Source organism: Brucella thiophenivorans (genome assembly GCF_002252445.1).
GTDB lineage: Bacteria > Pseudomonadota > Alphaproteobacteria > Rhizobiales > Rhizobiaceae > Brucella > Brucella thiophenivorans.
Genome location: NZ_NNRJ01000010.1, coordinates 11892 through 27438, shown reverse-complemented (window position 1 = coordinate 27438; position 15547 = coordinate 11892). Strand labels below are relative to the sequence as shown.

The window sequence follows — 15547 nt, the reverse complement described above, 5'->3', positions numbered from 1 at the left end:
GACATGTTTTTTGCGGGAGGAACATGCCATGATTATGATGAAAATGTATCATATCAGCGGTTTTGCCGTTATGATCGCAACGAACGCAACTATGTTAATGCGAGAATGGAATGAAGCTTAGCAGGAGACTGATCCCCGATATTGCCACGCTACAGGCATTTGAATGCGCAGCACGCCACGGCAGTTTCACGCAAGCTGCTAACGAACTCAACCTTACGCAAAGTGCGGTTAGCCGTCAGATCAAAGATCTCGAAGGCCAGCTTGGCGTATTGTTATTTGAGCGCATCCGCCAGCGTATTCTTCTGTCTGATGCAGGGCGAAAGTTCCTGCCGGAAGTGCGGCGTTTGCTCAATCAGACAGAAGACACGATGCTGCGCGCCATGGCATCGGCGCAATCGACATCGTCGTTCAGCGTGGCAACCTTGCCGACCTTCGGGACGCGTTGGTTGATGCCGCGCATTCCCGATTTTATCGAAAAGCATCCCGGCATTGCGATCAATGTTGCGTCACGTTCTGGCGTTTTTGACTTTGAAGAACAGCCGTTTGATCTGGCCATTCATTATGGCCAGCCGGTCTGGGCCCATGCGACCTGCACTTTCCTGTGCTCCGAAGTGATTGTGCCTGTGGCAAGTCCAAGCCTTCTGAAAGCACGCCATCCGTTAACCCCGGAAGAGCTGGAAAACGAACCGCTGTTGCATCTCGCAACCCGCCCCAAAATGTGGGCGCAATGGTTTGAAAGCTGCGGAATTGAGGGAAAATCTGCCTATCGTGGCCACCGTTTCGATCAGTTTTCGATGGTGATTGGTGCGGCTCTTGCTGGTCTTGGCTATGCGCTTTTGCCGCTTTATCTGATTGAACAGGAATTGCGGAATGGCGAATTGGTTATGCTTTTCGAGCAGCCGATGCGTACCGAGAATGACTATTATCTCGTGGTTCCAGAAGGCAAGCTTGAGAACCCGCTGACGCAGGTTTTTTGTCAGTGGATCGCAGGACAGGTGGGGAACGTTGTCCTTTAGTCTAGTATGGCGAACGCGAAATTCGTATCACTTTGAAGCAGTTTCTCGGTGCGAATTTCGGGTTCTAAGCCATACGAGTAAAATTTTGAATCTAGTGTGGTTTACGGATTTGAAGTTCCTAAACGTGAATGCAACACAAATGATAGGAACTTCAAATCCACCACACTAGGTCATTCCCAACCGGCATGAATTGTTGCAGAAATATTGCTGTTCTTGTGGCTTCCACAGCATGAAATAGTTGCGACGGTAAAAACCGCCAGTTTTCCAAAATAAGAAATGGTTGCCTTCAATGTTGAACGATCCTCGCTCGCATGGTCTTTGGGAGAAGACAGCTCCAGCCGCACCAAAGACCACATCGCTGAAAGGTGATCTGTCTGCCGATGTGGTGATTGTCGGCGGCGGATTTACCGGCCTTTCGACGGCTTTGCATCTGGCTGAAAAAGGCACCAACGCTGTCGTGCTGGAAGGCATTGAAATCGGCTATGGCGGTTCGGGCCGCAATGTGGGCCTCGTCAATGCTGGCATGTGGGTCATGCCGGATGATCTGCCGGGCGTGCTTGGTCAGCAATATGGTGACCGTCTGCTCGACGTGCTCGGCAATGCCCCAAAGCTCGTTTTTGAACTGATTGAGAAGCACAAGATTGCTTGCGAAGTTGAAAAGCAAGGCACGCTTCATTGTTCAGTAGGTAAAAACGGCCTCAAAGATATTGAAGCTCGCTATGAGCAGTGGGCGCGGCGCGGTGCAAACGTGAAGCTGCTCAACGCGCAGGAAACCGAAGCCAAAGTCGGCACCAAGGCCTATTCCGGATCGCTGCTCGATCTGCGCGCCGGTACAATTCAGCCGCTCGCCTATGTGCGCGGGCTTGCCAGTGCTGCCGTTGCTGCCGGTGCGCAAATATTTACCGCAAGCCCGGTGACAGGCGCCAGTGAACAAAACGGCAAATGGGTGGTCAAGACTGCTGAGGGTACGGTTACGGCTAACTGGGTTGTCGTTGCAACTAATGCCTATACCAATGTGCCGTGGGCAGAGGTGCGCGCGGAACTGGTGCATCTGCCCTATTTCAACATGGCGACAAAGCCGCTTTCAGACAATGTGAAGAAGAGCATTCTGCCGGAACGTCAGGGTGCCTGGGATACCAAGGAAGTTCTGTCCTCCTTCCGTTTTGATCAGCAGGGTCGTCTTGTGTTCGGCAGCGTTGGTGCACTGCGCAATACGGGTTCGAGTGTGCATAAGGCATGGGCAAAGAAGTCGCTCAAGCGTCTCTTCCCGCAAATCGGCGAAGTGGAATTTGAGTCGGAATGGTACGGTAAGATCGGGATGACCAATGACAGCCTGCCGAAGTTCCATCGCCTTGGCCGTAATGTCGTGGGATTCTCGGGTTATAATGGACGTGGCATCGCGCCGGGCACAGTTTTCGGCAAGTATCTTGCAAAGCTGGTTTCAGGTGAGATCGGGGAAGTTGATCTGCCACTGCCGGTTAGCGATCCGAAGGAGCAGAGTTTTCGTGGTCTGCGCGAAGCTTATTATGAAGCAGGCGCACAGGTGGCGCATGCAGCTGAGATAATTATCTAAAGCGCCTGAACACCGTCATATAATTGAAGTGAATATCCGATATGCCCACACTTAGATAATATCTTAGTGTGGGCATTTTGCATTCCCAACGATGTTTCAGGAATATGTTCTTGAGGTGTAAAATGAACAGAACAGATCGCGTTTCCCGATATGATAGTATCTGCTCAATCTCGGCGCGTATGCAGCGCAATCATGCTGGAGCAGTATCTCATGCAGTCGAAAATCACACCGAAATCAGGGGCGCAACTTCCCTGAACGCTATGCTGAAACGGGCCAGCGCCGTTCCAGCTCATCTTGCTTTGTCCATCGTCGTTGCGCAGGCTTAATTGGCGGCTTGAGATTATTTCTTTTTCATAGCCTCAAGCAAGGCGGCACCAAAGCCGCCGGTTGAAGGCTGTTCCTGCTTGCGCGGTGGCGTGAAGTTTTTTGCCCCATTCTGAATAGGTCGCTGATCGCGCGGGCCAGTCTCGCGAGGCGCAAGCGTTGTGCCACCCTCTTTACGCCCGGTGGCTTCGCCACCCTCTTTGCGCATTGTGAGGCCAATGCGCTTGCGTGGCACGTCGACTTCTGTCACGCGGACTTTCACCACATCGCCAGCCTTGACCACTTCATGCGGGTCTTTGACAAACTTATCAGCAAGCTGTGAGACGTGAACAAGCCCGTCCTGATGCACGCCGATGTCGACGAATGCGCCGAAAGCTGCAACATTCGTCACTGTACCTTCGAGCATCATGCCGGGTTTCAGGTCTTTGATGTCATCAATGCCATCCGCAAAAGTTGCGGTTTTAAAGCCCGGACGTGGATCGCGGCCCGGCTTGTCGAGTTCCGCAATGATGTCGCGCACGGTCGGCAGACCAAAGCGCTCATCGACAAAGACGCGTGGATCGAGCGCCTTAAGTGCTGCGCTATCACCCATGAGGCTACGCACATCGCGGCCGCAGGCAGAAACGATCTTCTTGGCAACACCATAGGCTTCCGGGTGAACGGAGGACGCATCGAGCGGCTCGGTGCCGTTCGCGATACGCAAAAAGCCTGCGCATTGTTCAAACGCGCGGTTGCCAAGGCGGGCGACTTTTAAAAGTTCTTTACGGTTCTTGAAAGCTCCGACTTCGTCACGATGCGCAACGATTGCTTCCGCGAGAGATTTTCCGAGACCGGAGACACGTGCGAGGAGCGGCGCGGATGCCATGTTGAGATCGACACCGACAGCGTTCACGGCGTCTTCAACCACGGCGTCCAGCGAGCGGGCAAGCCGGACCTGGTCGACGTCGTGCTGATACTGACCGACGCCAATGGATTTTGGCTCGATTTTCACAAGCTCTGCCAATGGGTCTTGCAAACGGCGTGCAATCGAGACCGCACCGCGCAGCGACACATCAAGTTGCGGGAATTCAGCCGCAGCGGTTGCGGAGGCTGAATAGACCGATGCACCCGCTTCCGACACAATGACTTTGAGCGGCTTTGGCGCTGGCATGTCGGAGAGCATGTCCACGACCAGCCTTTCGGTTTCGCGGCTTCCGGTGCCGTTTCCAATCGCAATCAGCTCGATCTTGTGTTTGCGGATCAGGTTTGCAAGCTCGGCCTGCGTGCCGCGCACATCGTTCTTGGGCGGAAACGGGTAGACTGTCGTTGTGTCGAGCAGCTTTCCGGTTTCATCGACGATTGCGACTTTCACGCCGGTGCGGATGCCCGGATCAAGGCCCATGGTTGCACGCGAACCGGCAGGTGCAGCTAACAACAGGTCTTTGAGGTTGCGCGCAAAAACGTTGATTGCTTCTTCTTCAGAACGTTCACGCAGGTCGCGCATGAGATCGAGCGACAAGGACAGCGAAAGTTTGACGCGCCACGCCCAACCCGCGACTTCCATCAGCCAGCGATCACCGGGCAGGGTTGCACCGATGTTGTAAGCGGCTGCGATTTTGCGCTCGACGGGTTTGACAGGGGAAGTATCGTCGGCATCGATTTCAATATCGAGTGACAGAAAATCCTCGTTGCGACCGCGTAGCATCGCCAGAGCGCGGTGGCCTGCAACATTTGCCCAGCGTTCAAAATGATCGAAATAATCCGAGAATTTCGCGCCAGCTTCTTGCTTGCCGTCCACGACACGCGAGCGCAATACCGCACGGTCTTTGAGGTAATTGCGCAAATTGCCGATGAGTTCGGCGTTTTCCGAAAAACCTTCGGCAATGATGTCGCGTGCACCATCAAGTGCAGCCTTTAAATCAGCGACATCGCCAGTGACATATTGCGCCGCAATATCGGCGGGTACGAGCCTGCGGTCCGTCAGGATGGTTTCGGCCAGTGGCCCAAGGCCGCGTTCGCGCGCAATTTCGGCTTTGGTGCGGCGCTTGGGCTTATAGGGCAGATAAAGATCTTCAAGTTCTGCTTTGGTCTGAACAGCAGCAATTTTCAGTTCGAGTTCCGGCGTCAGCTTTTCCTGTCCGCGGATTGATTCCAGAATGGAAGTGCGCCGCGCCTCAAGCTCACGCAGATAAGAAAGTCGCTCATCCAGCGTGCGTAGTTGCGTGTCGTCAAGCCCGCCGGTGACTTCCTTGCGGTAGCGCGCGACAAACGGCACGGTTGAGCCTTCATCCAGAAGACCAATGGCGGCAACTGCCTGTTCGGGCTTTGCGTTGATCTCCGCTGCAATGATTGCGGCAATGCGCTTGATGTCGTTGGCCATTATTCATTCCAATTCAAAATATCTAGTCTGAACATAGTCGGATAGGTTTTTGACGCAATCACGACCGACATAATGGTCCACAGGAAAGCATGTATATTCTTTGTTCACGCGCCTGTGAACGAACATGGTCTTTAAAAATCGGAAATGAGCGATACATATATCGGGAAATAGCGATATGCATAAAGATCAGCGAGGCCAGACAAATGCCGGAAGAACAGCTCACAGCGAAGGACGAGATTCTCAAAGCACTCGCCAATCCGGTGCGCCTTGAGATTCTCAACTGGCTCAAAGAGCCGGAGAAGCATTTTTGCGAGCAGCATATGTCTCTGGAGATGGGCGTATGTGCTGGGCAGTTTGAACGCTGTGGTCTGTCGCAATCCACTGTTTCCGGCCACCTCTCTGTTCTGACGAAGGCGGGCCTGATCGTGCCGCAGCGCGTCGGGCAATGGACTTTCTATAAACGTGATGAAAAGGCGATTTCCGCCTTTCTCGCCGCTCTTTCCACACTTTGAATATTTCTCTCAATCCGAAGGAAAATACCCATGGCTTCACTGTTTGATCCTGTCACCATCGGCGACTTAGAGCTTGGCAATCGCATTGTGATGGCGCCGTTGACGCGCAATCGTTCGCCAAAGGCGGTGCCGAACGATCTCAACGTCACCTATTATGAACAGCGCGCAAGTGCGGGTCTAATCATCACCGAAGCAACGCCGATCAGCCATCAGGGACAAGGCTATGCCGATGTTCCGGGCCTTTATTCTGATGAGCAGCTTGCAGGCTGGAAGCGTGTGACCGATGCTGTTCACAGCGCAGGCGGCAAGATTGTCGTTCAGATGTGGCATGTTGGCCGTATCTCGCATGATACATTGCAGCCAAATGGCGGCAAGCCGGTTGCACCTTCGGCCATTACGGCTAAGTCAAAGACCTATCTCGTGCATCCCGACGGCACCGGCGAATTTGCGCCAACATCGGAACCACGCGCGCTTGAAAAGAGCGAGCTTCCAGAAATCGTTGCGACCTATGCAAAGGCTGCCAAGGACGCAGTTGAAGTCGCTGGTTTTGACGGTATCGAAATCCACGCAGCAAACGGCTATCTGATTGATCAGTTCCTGCGTTCGGACAGCAATCATCGGACCGATGAATATGGTGGCTCAATCGAAAACCGCGCACGCTTCCTGTTTGAAGTGGTGGATGCAATCACCAAGGTTGTTGGTGCGGGCAAGGTCGGTATCCGTCTTTCACCTGTTACGCCTGCCAATGACGCATCTGATTCTGATCCACAGCCGTTGTTTGATTACGTAATCGAAAAGCTTGCCTCTTATGGTCTTGCTTATATCCACATCATTGAAGGGGCTACGGGCGGACCGCGTGACTTCCAGCAGGGACCGCAGCCATTTGATTATGCACGTTTCAAGCAGGTCTATCGCGATGCCGGTGGGGAAGGCGCGTGGATGGTCAATAATGGTTATGACCGTGAACTGGCCGAAGAAGCCATCGCCAGTGGTGCTGCCGACGTGGTTGCTTTTGGCAAGCCATTCATTTCCAACCCGGATCTCGTGCGTCGTCTGAAGGACAATTCACCGCTCAATGAACTCGACCAGCAGAATATGTATGGCGGCGGTGCCAAGGGATATACAGATTATCCGGTTCTCGCCTGATCATAAAAACAAAAAGCCCGGCAAAGTGTCGGGCTTTTTTATTACAGGCGGGCCCTCGTTGAGCGCGGGGTGGCTAACAGCAGATTGGTTTCACTGGCCTTGATGCCTGGCACCAATCGAATGCGACGCAGAACTGCATCAAAATCGGTGAGCGTTGCCGCGCCCAGCTCTACGATCAAGTCAAAGCGTCCGTTGGTGGTGTGCACTGCCGATATTTCCGAAAAGCCGCCGAGCGACTTGACCACACGATCGGCGACATGACCTTCGATTTCAATCATCATGATGCCGCGAACCGGAAGATCAACTGCATCCGAGCGCAGGATGACGGTATAGCCGATAATATCGCCGGAGCGTTCCAGTCGTTCCATACGCGCACGAACCGTTGCGCGGGAAACGCCAAGGTCGATGGCGACATCTGATATGCTGCGACGACCGTTGTGGCGTAAAAGCGTGATCAGCTTTTCATCCAGTTCGTCCATGATTTCTCCAATTTGAAATATAAATCTGCCGATTTGATAAAGCAAAACGATAAATTTGCCAATCCGTATGGTTCACATCGCCAAGGGTAAATGATCAATCTATTCCAATAATTTTTCAGGAGTAGCACTTTATGCATTGCAAGATATTGGGATTGCCTGTTCAGGAAGGAACTGGTCGTCTGGGCTGTAATATGGGGCCTGATGGTTATCGCGCAGCCGGTATTGCAGATGCCATTCGTGAGCTGGGTCATGAGTTTAGCGATCTTGGCAATCTAAAGCCTGCTGAACTGCGTTCGCTGACCCATCCCAATAAGGCAATTAAGGCGCTGCCGCAGGCTGTTGCCTGGATCGAAGCGATCAGCGATGCAGCCTATCGCGAAAGCGAAGAGGGCTTTCCAATTTTTCTGGGTGGCGATCATCTGCTGGCCGCAGGTACTGTTCCGGGTATAGCCCGTCGTGCGAGCGAAATGGGCCGCAAACAATTTGTGCTCTGGCTTGATGCGCATACGGATTTTCACACGCTTGAAACCACCGACAGTGGCAATCTGCATGGCACACCGGTGGCCTATTACACCGGTCAGAAAGGCTTTGAAGGCTATTTCCCGGCACTGGATGCGGCCATTGATCCGGCTAATGTTTGCATGATGGGTATTCGCAGTGTTGATCCTCAGGAACGCAGTGCAATCCAGAAGACAAAAGTTTCGGTTATGGACATGCGCCTTATTGATGAGCATGGCGTGGCGGCGTTGTTGCGCAAATTCCTTCAGCGCGTGAAAGACGAAAAGGGTCTTCTGCACGTCAGCCTTGATGTGGACTTTCTTGATCCGGCAATTGCGCCTGCCGTGGGAACCACTGTTCCGGGTGGCGCTACCTTCCGTGAAGCCCATCTGATTATGGAAATGCTGCATGACAGCGAGCTAGTGACCAGCCTCGACCTCGTTGAGCTCAATCCGTTTCTCGATGAACGTGGACGCACTGCAACGGTGATGGTTGATCTGATGGCAAGTCTCCTTGGCCGCAGCGTCATGGACCGCCCAACTATCAACTATTGATCGCGAGACCGCATTTCTGGCGTGCTAAATGTAAATATCTGGCCGCAGAATGCTCAATCTGTTTATTTTACGTGCATCTTGTTCCGAAAATCACTTTGAACTTTTGGGGATGCGCTTTGGGAGAAATGATGACGCAGCCTAACCTCAATATCGTGCCTTTCGTCAGTGTCGATCACATGATGAAGCTGGTTCTTTCTGTTGGCGTTGAAACCTTTCTAAAGGAACTCGCTGATTACGTGGAAGAAGATTTTCGCCGCTGGGAAAGCTTCGACAAGACGCCGCGCGTGGCTTCGCATTCCGATGAAGGCGTGATCGAACTGATGCCGACAAGCGATGGGACGCTTTACGGCTTCAAATATGTGAACGGCCATCCGAAGAACACCCGCGATGGTTTGCAGACGGTGACGGCATTTGGTGTGCTTTCGGATGTGGGCAATGGTTATCCGATGCTTTTGACCGAAATGACCATCCTGACTGCATTGCGTACGGCTGCAACGTCCGCAGTTGCCGCCAAGCATCTTGCACCAAAGAATGCACGGACCATGGCAATCATCGGCAATGGTGCGCAAAGCGAGTTTCAGGCGCTGGCTTTCAAAGCCATACTGGGCATCGATAAGCTGCGGCTTTACGATATTGATCGCAGCGCTTCGGAAAAATGCGCCCGTAATCTTCAGGGCACTGGCATCGAAATCACGATCTGCAAGGACGTTGAGGAAGTCGTTGAGGGTGCGGAAATTATCACAACTGTTACTGCCGATAAGCTCAATGCAACCATCCTGACCGATAACTTGGTGGGCGCTGGTGTTCACATCAATGCGGTTGGTGGCGACTGTCCCGGCAAAACCGAGCTACATGGCGATATTCTCCGCCGTTCGGACATTTTTGTCGAGTATCCACCCCAGACCCGCATTGAAGGTGAAATTCAGCAGCTGCCCGATGACTATCCGGTCAATGAATTGTGGGAAGTGATTACCGGCAAAACCGAAGGCCGCAAGGATGCGCGTCAGATTACGCTGTTCGACTCGGTTGGTTTCGCCACGGAAGATTTTTCGGCGCTGCGCTATGTTCGCGATAAGCTGAAGGATACGGGCTTCTACGTGCAGCTTGATCTGCTCGCCGATCCGGATGAGCCGCGTGATCTTTACGGTATGTTGCTGCGACACAAGCAGCAGCTTCAGGCGGAAAAGTCCAAGCCTGCTGCATAAAATGAAAAGCCTGCTTCTCTAATGAGGCAGGCTTTTTCACAGTGCCTTTCGCGAATGGCGTGGACCAGCAATCTGTCCGCCATGCGTTGCAATTGCCATTTCAAAGCTGTCGGCTATGCGGCGAGCGCGATCAATGAAGATAATCGCAGCCTCGGACGGGAAAATCTCGCGTGCTGTTTGCTCGAACAATTCAAGCCAACGGTCGAAATGTTCGTTTTTAAGGCCGAGGCGCAAATGCGGTGGCATTGGACGGCCTTCATAACCGCCAGTTTTCAATATAACAGATGACCAAAACTGCGAGATCTGTTCCAGATGATGGTCCCAGTTATGGACCGCTTGCGTAAAAATTGGACCGATGACAGCGTCTTCGCGCGCGCGTCCGTAAAACGTCACAACCAGCTTGTTGATAGAATCCTTATCGATGAAAGGGTGAGGCTGATTTATAAGAATTGTCATCGTTTTCCGTCGGGTTCGGGTGATGCCACGTGAGGTTTCGCAACTGATATAGTTGGCTGATTGCCCTTATGCCAGTGAAGCTTTGCCGCATGATATTGTTGAACAATTATTTCAACGTGAAGTGGAATACGATCTATTTGTCCGATTTAATTGGCTTTGAGGGTGCAATTTTTCGAATAGTTATATTGTATTTTCTATAAAAATAGCCATCGAAATATTTTTCAAAATGAGTTTAAATTTGCAATCTGTGTTTTTTAACAATCCTGGCGGCGGATATATATGAGAAAGATCGAAATTCGCTGTTATAAAGACCATTATATATTTGATTTTTGTATATTTCTTATAAATTATAAAGGACAGACGTATACATGATTGGGGGTCTGTATGCTAAATCCGGCGGGAACACGGGTTTCATTTCATGATGTAAGTAATGTCGAAGCTATTGAAATCGCGAAGACAAGTGCGGAGCATGAATGGAATAAGCTACATGCTTCCATTCTTAAGGTTCAGCCTTTCAGCTCGTCTTTTCCTCCGGTTGATTCGTTGCTCATTTCAATGGTTCTTAAAGGTCACGCCACTGGTATCTTTGAGGTCGATGAAATTGAATATGAAATAGTTTTACAACCTGGATCAATAATCATTCTTCCTCCGGATGTGCAGCTCGATGTTACTTTGAAAGACCCAGCTGAATTTATAAATATTTATGTCTCAAAAAAAATTGTAAATGATATTATTATCGATTTTTCAGCATCAGGTAATAGTATTTTGAGGTTAGACCACAGCTTCTCTATTTACGATGATTTTATCGAGCAAACCATAAACTCATTGAAGGAAATGCTGTATTCAGGCGGCCGGTTCTCGTCTATTGAAGTTCAGTATATTGCTCGTGTTTTGGTCGCGCGCGTTATTTCGAAATATTCAACGAATGCTTCCGAAAATCTGAATACGGATGCCGGACTTTCTGTTCCCGTACTTCAAAGAACATTTGATTTCATCGATGAGAATCTTCACCGCCGGATTGTTATTGACCGGCTTGCTGTGACAGCAGGTGTAGGAACAGCGCAATTTGCCCGTTTGTTTAAGCGTGCAACAAATGTGACGTTGCACCAGTATATCATCAAGCGCAGGGTTGAGCGTGCACGCGATCTTTTGACTGAAACAGACACACCAATTGCAGAAATTGCACATGAGTGCGGCTTCGCGGATCAAGTTCATCTGACAAGATTTTTTGGCAGAATTGTCGGGACAAGCCCTGCATCCTACAGGAAAAAGTATAAAAATAATATTGCTGCATCTGTAAAGTAATTTGTAAACATGCATATTTTATACAAAAGAAGTCGATATCGGCATAGACACAATTCTTTTAATACAGAATTTTGGGCAGGGTAGTTGTCGTCTTTGAGGGGTTGATTCAGCAGACATTGTGAGATGTTGATTTCTGGCATATTTCCTATGAACAGTTATATTGCATAATCGTGTTCATTTTTTAAAAAATTTCCTTCTTATTTCTATAATATTTCATGCCAGTCTATCTATTTTTCATAGATGTCTGATTGTAGCAATATTGGCCCTCCGAGCTCGATTTTGATTTGAGGAGAGAGTCATGGTTGCTGTTGTTACGAATAAGGCGAGTGGTAATTCTCAAACTATTTCTGGCAATGATATTATTCTAACAGCGCCGAGTATCGTAAAAATTTCTCTGAGCCCTAATGCGGTTTCCGAATATCAGAGAATAGGCGACAATCTTCTCATCAAGCTTAACAACGGCGATACGATCCGCATCGTAAATTATTACACGCAATATAGTAATGATCAGGATAACGATCTCATCTTTGTGGATGAAAACGGCAAGCTTTGGGCAGGAAATCATAGCGATGGTCTCGCCGATTTCAATTTCAGTGAAATTCAGAATGTCGACCAACTTGTAGGAGGCAGTGATAGTCTGGCTCCAATTCTGCTTGGCCTAGCAGGTCTCGGCGCCATTGGCGCAATCGCTGCAAGTTCTTCCAGTGATGATAGTGATCCCATTATTGATGATACTGACGCTGATGCAGATGCTGATGCCGATGCCGATGCCGATGCCGATGCCGATGCTGATGCAGATGCCGACGCTGATGCAGACGCCGATGCAGATGCCGACGCAGACGCTGATGCTGATGCCGACGCAGATGCAGATGCCGATGCCGATGCCGACGCAGACGCTGATGCAGACGCTGACGCCGATGCAGATGCGGATGCAGACGCCGATTCAGACTCAGATGCGGAGGCGCCTGATGCTCCAACAGTCACGGTCGGTGAAGATGGTCTGACGCTGACCATTACCGGCGAGCCGGGCGCAACAGCGACAATCTATGATTCCAATGGCGATGTCATTGACACGGTTGCGCTCGGGGAAACCGGCACCGCGGCCTATACGCTTGCTCCAAGCAATGGTCAGGACGTGGCGGTGACGCAAAGTGATGCGGCAGGCAATGAATCGGATGAAACACCGGCAACACTGCCTGATACGTTAGCGCCTGATGCACCGACAGTTGTGGTTGGTGCAGACGGTTTGACGCTGACCCCTGATGCACCGACAGTTGTGGTTGGTGCAGACGGTCTGACGCTGACCATTACCGGCGAGGCTGGTGCGACTGCGACAGTCACGGCAGCTGATGGCACGCCACTTGGCAGTGTTGTTCTGGATGAGGATGGTGTTGGCACGGTCACGGTTGCCCCAAGCAATGGTCAGGCTGTGAGCGTCAGCCAAAGCGATGCGGCAGGCAATGTGTCGGATGACACACCGGCAACACTGCCCGATACGTTAGCGCCTGAAACACTGACTGTAGCGCTTAATGTCGATACTGGCATTGATGATGACGGCATTACCAGCGATGGAACCGCCAACATTGGCGGGTTGGAAGAGGGGGCCAGTTGGGAATACTCGTTGAATGGCGGTGTAGATTGGGAGACTGGAACAGGGACGAGTTTCGCGGTTCCCGTTGGTGTTTATACCGATGGTCAGGTTCTGGTCCGCCAAACCGATGCAGCTGATAATGTCAGCAACAGCATATCTCTTGGCGCAGTAACGGTGGTCGAACTGGCCGCTGCAAATGATGATGCAACAGCGGATCTGGGCAGTCGGGCTTCAACAACGCAGCCGCCTGTAAGCGATGCAAGTCTTGAAGTGCTGGGGCTACTGGATACGGGTACACCGACAAACGGTGTTCCGGTTACAATTGCTGCGGGCTCAACAGGTGATCTGGCTATTGAGGTCAGCCAAACTGCACTTATTGCTGTAGCCGATGCTTTCAATGTTGAGCTCTATGACGCGGAGGGAAATCTTGTTGCTGTTGCAACAACGGGCAATGATCCGTTAATTGGAGATGTTGCCGGGATAAAAATATTCGGTTTGACAGGCGATAATACACTGGTTGCCAACTTCAACGGCTTAGCACCTGGAAATTACACTGTTGTTGTCCGCAAGGGGGACAGTGCGCTTGGTACATTGCTCGATGCTGACGGCGACGGTGTCTCCCTACAAGAACTTGGCCAGGGCGGCGTTGTTTTGGGTAGCGAAAATCAGGCATTGGTTCTCGACGCTGTCGAAAATGCTCTTGGGCCGGTTCTCGGAGGAACGGTTAGAGGGGTTCTGGAGCTTGTGCTGGGGACTGTCGATTCAATCGGTGCAGGACAGCTTGTAGAGGTGCTTACAACGACACTGGGTAATCTTGGTCTCACGTCATCGCTGGATCAGGTTCTTGGTGCTGTGGCCGATGCCTTGCTGAGCAACACTTTGACATTGCTGCAGGATACTTCGGTTACCGTCACACTGACGGAACATACATTCTCGGAGGGTAACACACCGATCAGCGGAAATGTTATCGATCCGGATGTGGGTAGTGAAGCTGGTCAGGATACGGTGGTTCCGGGTTCAGGCGTCACGCAGGTGGAAAATAGTTCGGGCTTGGTTGTAACGATGGGTATCGGTGGGATTACGATAGCCGGTCTTTACGGAACGCTCGTTATCCAGTCAGACGGCAGCTACGTCTACACGCCAAATGGCTCCGCAGCATCCGTTGGGCAGACCGATGTGTTTACCTACACAATCACGGACGGAACCAATAGTGCCGAGGCAAATTTATCGATTGGGATTGATGGGGCAAGGCTTACTGGAGATGTTGCTCAGGCCGGTATTGAGTATGAGTATCTGGTGATCCCAGGCATCAATGTTGCAAATGCAATCAATGACAGCTGGGTACTCTCCCTTCTTCCACGCGAGAACTCGACTGTCGCTTTCACCGTCGCGGAGAATACAACGCAGGACCTCACACTTTCCATTGATGCGGGTAATCTTCTGGGTCTTGGAGGCTCGGTGCTTGTTTATGTGGAGACCAGAGCAGTGGGCGCCACTGTGTGGAATCCTTATGCCGAATACAACAGTTCGCAGTTGCTTGCCCTTCTGGGAAGCGATGGCCCGGGGGACTTGCTTATTCAGGGGCTGCAAACGGGCGAATATCGAATCCGGACAGTAACAACCGGGGTTGGCGTGGCGGGTGGTTTCTCGCTTGATATGTCTTCTTCGATAACAGACCTCACCGAATATGCTGAAAATCCAAATCTGTTTTCTGCATCGGGTAATCTGTTCGAGAACGATCTTCTTGGCTCTGAGCCTATCCCATTCAAGATTTCGGCAGATGGACTTACCTTCTTCGACGTGCCTGCCGGTGAGACCTATACAATTGAAGGCAGTTTCGGCACGCTCGAAGTCAATGCGGATGGAAGCTACACCTATACACCAGATGATCGCGCGAATATTGGCACGCAGATTGATACGTTTGCTTATCAGGTGGAAATCGATGGCCGTGTTGAAACGGCATCACTCACTGTGACAGTTAACGGTACGGTTGAGGGGCAGGATTCTGGTGAAGCGATCGAAATTCTGTCGAGCTTCGCGGTCGCTGATGTGGTTCCCATCGCTGACGTCGAGCAGGAGAACGCAGATCAGGATCAACAATCTTTCAGCGGTTTGCGTGAGGCTTTGGTGCTGGACGATGGTAACAGTGAGATTAGCTTGCCATCCAGTGAGGACGACAGTGGTGCAACGCCTTCACTCGTCACAACAGAAGCTGCATTTGACTTAGCCGATACACAATCGATCCCATCCGATGATCCGCTGGCTCATCTGGTCCCTGATCCACTGATGCAGGAGGATAATCTCAGCACGATACACGCGGTCTGATCGCTGGTTTTGCCCCGCCGTCGAAATTATCGGCGCTAGGGGCAGATCACATATCCCGGTTCTCTACCGGTCATAATGGATATTGGATGCGAAAATTTTGGGTCTTAAGACGTTTCGCGACATTATTGATCAGCTTATGTCTTTTGGCGGCATGCCAGACGACACCCAATAATTCTGCTTCGACCGCGGATACATTGTCACGGT

The 15547-nt window shown here is 51.3% G+C and carries 12 protein-coding genes; 9 read left to right on the top strand and 3 right to left on the bottom strand.

The features are described 5' to 3' along the window. Positions 1–110: 110 nt before the first annotated feature. The 3 genes from CEV31_RS02485 to CEV31_RS20840 all read left to right on the top strand — a co-directional run bounded on the left by CEV31_RS02485 (position 111) and on the right by CEV31_RS20840 (position 2915). Complete coding sequence (locus CEV31_RS02485) at positions 111–1016, top strand: LysR family transcriptional regulator (protein WP_094505327.1); 906 nt, start codon at positions 111–113, stop codon at positions 1014–1016. A 289-nt stretch (positions 1017–1305) separates the two neighbouring features. After that, positions 1306–2589, top strand: coding sequence for an NAD(P)/FAD-dependent oxidoreductase (locus CEV31_RS02480; protein WP_094505326.1), 1284 nt, complete (start codon positions 1306–1308; stop codon positions 2587–2589). 122 nt (positions 2590–2711) lie between these two features. Continuing rightward, positions 2712–2915: a hypothetical protein gene (locus CEV31_RS20840; protein ID WP_143850894.1), complete on the top strand. Its 204-nt coding sequence runs from the start codon at positions 2712–2714 to the stop codon at positions 2913–2915. A gap of 14 nt (positions 2916–2929) precedes the next feature. On the opposite strand, the gene CEV31_RS02475 is transcribed toward CEV31_RS20840, so the two are convergent. Beyond that, positions 2930–5272 (bottom strand): Tex family protein, encoded by a 2343-nt coding sequence (locus tag CEV31_RS02475; RefSeq protein ID WP_094505325.1) that lies wholly within the window; start codon positions 5270–5272, stop codon positions 2930–2932. 203 nt (positions 5273–5475) lie between these two features. Here CEV31_RS02475 and CEV31_RS02470 point away from each other — a divergent pair, with 203 nt between their 5' ends. Both CEV31_RS02470 and CEV31_RS02465 read left to right on the top strand, forming a co-directional pair. Then, positions 5476–5784 carry an ArsR/SmtB family transcription factor gene (locus CEV31_RS02470; RefSeq protein ID WP_094505324.1) on the top strand — a complete coding sequence of 103 codons (309 nt, stop codon included), beginning with the start codon at positions 5476–5478 and terminating at the stop codon, positions 5782–5784. Positions 5785–5814: 30 nt separating this feature from the next. Continuing rightward, positions 5815–6930 carry an alkene reductase gene (locus CEV31_RS02465; protein WP_094505323.1) on the top strand — a complete coding sequence of 372 codons (1116 nt, stop codon included), beginning with the start codon at positions 5815–5817 and terminating at the stop codon, positions 6928–6930. A gap of 41 nt (positions 6931–6971) precedes the next feature. On the opposite strand, the gene CEV31_RS02460 is transcribed toward CEV31_RS02465, so the two are convergent. Continuing rightward, positions 6972–7409, bottom strand: a complete 438-nt coding sequence (locus tag CEV31_RS02460; protein ID WP_094505322.1) for an Lrp/AsnC family transcriptional regulator — start codon at positions 7407–7409, stop codon at positions 6972–6974. Positions 7410–7540: 131 nt separating this feature from the next. On the opposite strand from CEV31_RS02460, the gene rocF reads away from it, so the two are divergent. Together rocF and CEV31_RS02450 are read left to right on the top strand one after the other, a co-directional pair. Further along, the gene (gene rocF / locus CEV31_RS02455) at positions 7541–8461 is read left to right on the top strand and encodes an arginase (protein ID WP_094505321.1); all 921 of its coding nucleotides are present in this window, start codon (positions 7541–7543) and stop codon (positions 8459–8461) included. 128 nt (positions 8462–8589) lie between these two features. Continuing rightward, on the top strand, positions 8590–9666 hold the full coding sequence (locus CEV31_RS02450; RefSeq protein WP_094505402.1) for an ornithine cyclodeaminase: 1077 nt from the start codon (positions 8590–8592) through the stop codon (positions 9664–9666). A gap of 36 nt (positions 9667–9702) precedes the next feature. Here the strand turns inward: CEV31_RS02450 and CEV31_RS02445 are convergent, their stop codons facing one another. Then, positions 9703–10122, bottom strand: coding sequence for a group III truncated hemoglobin (locus tag CEV31_RS02445; protein ID WP_094505320.1), 420 nt, complete (start codon positions 10120–10122; stop codon positions 9703–9705). A 384-nt stretch (positions 10123–10506) separates the two neighbouring features. Between CEV31_RS02445 and CEV31_RS02440 the strand changes: the two genes are divergently transcribed. Both CEV31_RS02440 and CEV31_RS02425 read left to right on the top strand, forming a co-directional pair. Beyond that, a complete protein-coding gene (locus CEV31_RS02440) occupies positions 10507–11427 on the top strand; it encodes a helix-turn-helix domain-containing protein (RefSeq protein ID WP_094505319.1) in 921 nt (306 codons plus the stop codon). Between the two features lie 298 nt (positions 11428–11725). Further along, positions 11726–15343, top strand: coding sequence for a BapA/Bap/LapF family large adhesin (locus tag CEV31_RS02425; RefSeq protein WP_143850893.1), 3618 nt, complete (start codon positions 11726–11728; stop codon positions 15341–15343). Positions 15344–15547: the final 204 nt, after the last annotated feature.

Excerpts from the sequence above, each read along its gene's own strand:
- CEV31_RS02485 (WP_094505327.1), top strand. The coding sequence starts at position 111 with ATGAAGCTTAGCAGGAGACTGATCCCCGATATTGCCACGCTACAGGCA.
- CEV31_RS02480 (WP_094505326.1), top strand. The coding sequence starts at position 1,306 with ATGTTGAACGATCCTCGCTCGCATGGTCTTTGGGAGAAGACAGCTCCA.
- CEV31_RS20840 (WP_143850894.1), top strand. The coding sequence starts at position 2,712 with ATGAACAGAACAGATCGCGTTTCCCGATATGATAGTATCTGCTCAATC.
- CEV31_RS02475 (WP_094505325.1), bottom strand. The coding sequence starts at position 5,272 with ATGGCCAACGACATCAAGCGCATTGCCGCAATCATTGCAGCGGAGATC.
- CEV31_RS02470 (WP_094505324.1), top strand. The coding sequence starts at position 5,476 with ATGCCGGAAGAACAGCTCACAGCGAAGGACGAGATTCTCAAAGCACTC.
- CEV31_RS02465 (WP_094505323.1), top strand. The coding sequence starts at position 5,815 with ATGGCTTCACTGTTTGATCCTGTCACCATCGGCGACTTAGAGCTTGGC.
- CEV31_RS02460 (WP_094505322.1), bottom strand. The coding sequence starts at position 7,409 with ATGGACGAACTGGATGAAAAGCTGATCACGCTTTTACGCCACAACGGT.
- rocF (WP_094505321.1), top strand. The coding sequence starts at position 7,541 with ATGCATTGCAAGATATTGGGATTGCCTGTTCAGGAAGGAACTGGTCGT.
- CEV31_RS02450 (WP_094505402.1), top strand. The coding sequence starts at position 8,590 with ATGACGCAGCCTAACCTCAATATCGTGCCTTTCGTCAGTGTCGATCAC.
- CEV31_RS02445 (WP_094505320.1), bottom strand. The coding sequence starts at position 10,122 with ATGACAATTCTTATAAATCAGCCTCACCCTTTCATCGATAAGGATTCT.
- CEV31_RS02440 (WP_094505319.1), top strand. The coding sequence starts at position 10,507 with ATGCTAAATCCGGCGGGAACACGGGTTTCATTTCATGATGTAAGTAAT.
- CEV31_RS02425 (WP_143850893.1), top strand. The coding sequence starts at position 11,726 with ATGGTTGCTGTTGTTACGAATAAGGCGAGTGGTAATTCTCAAACTATT.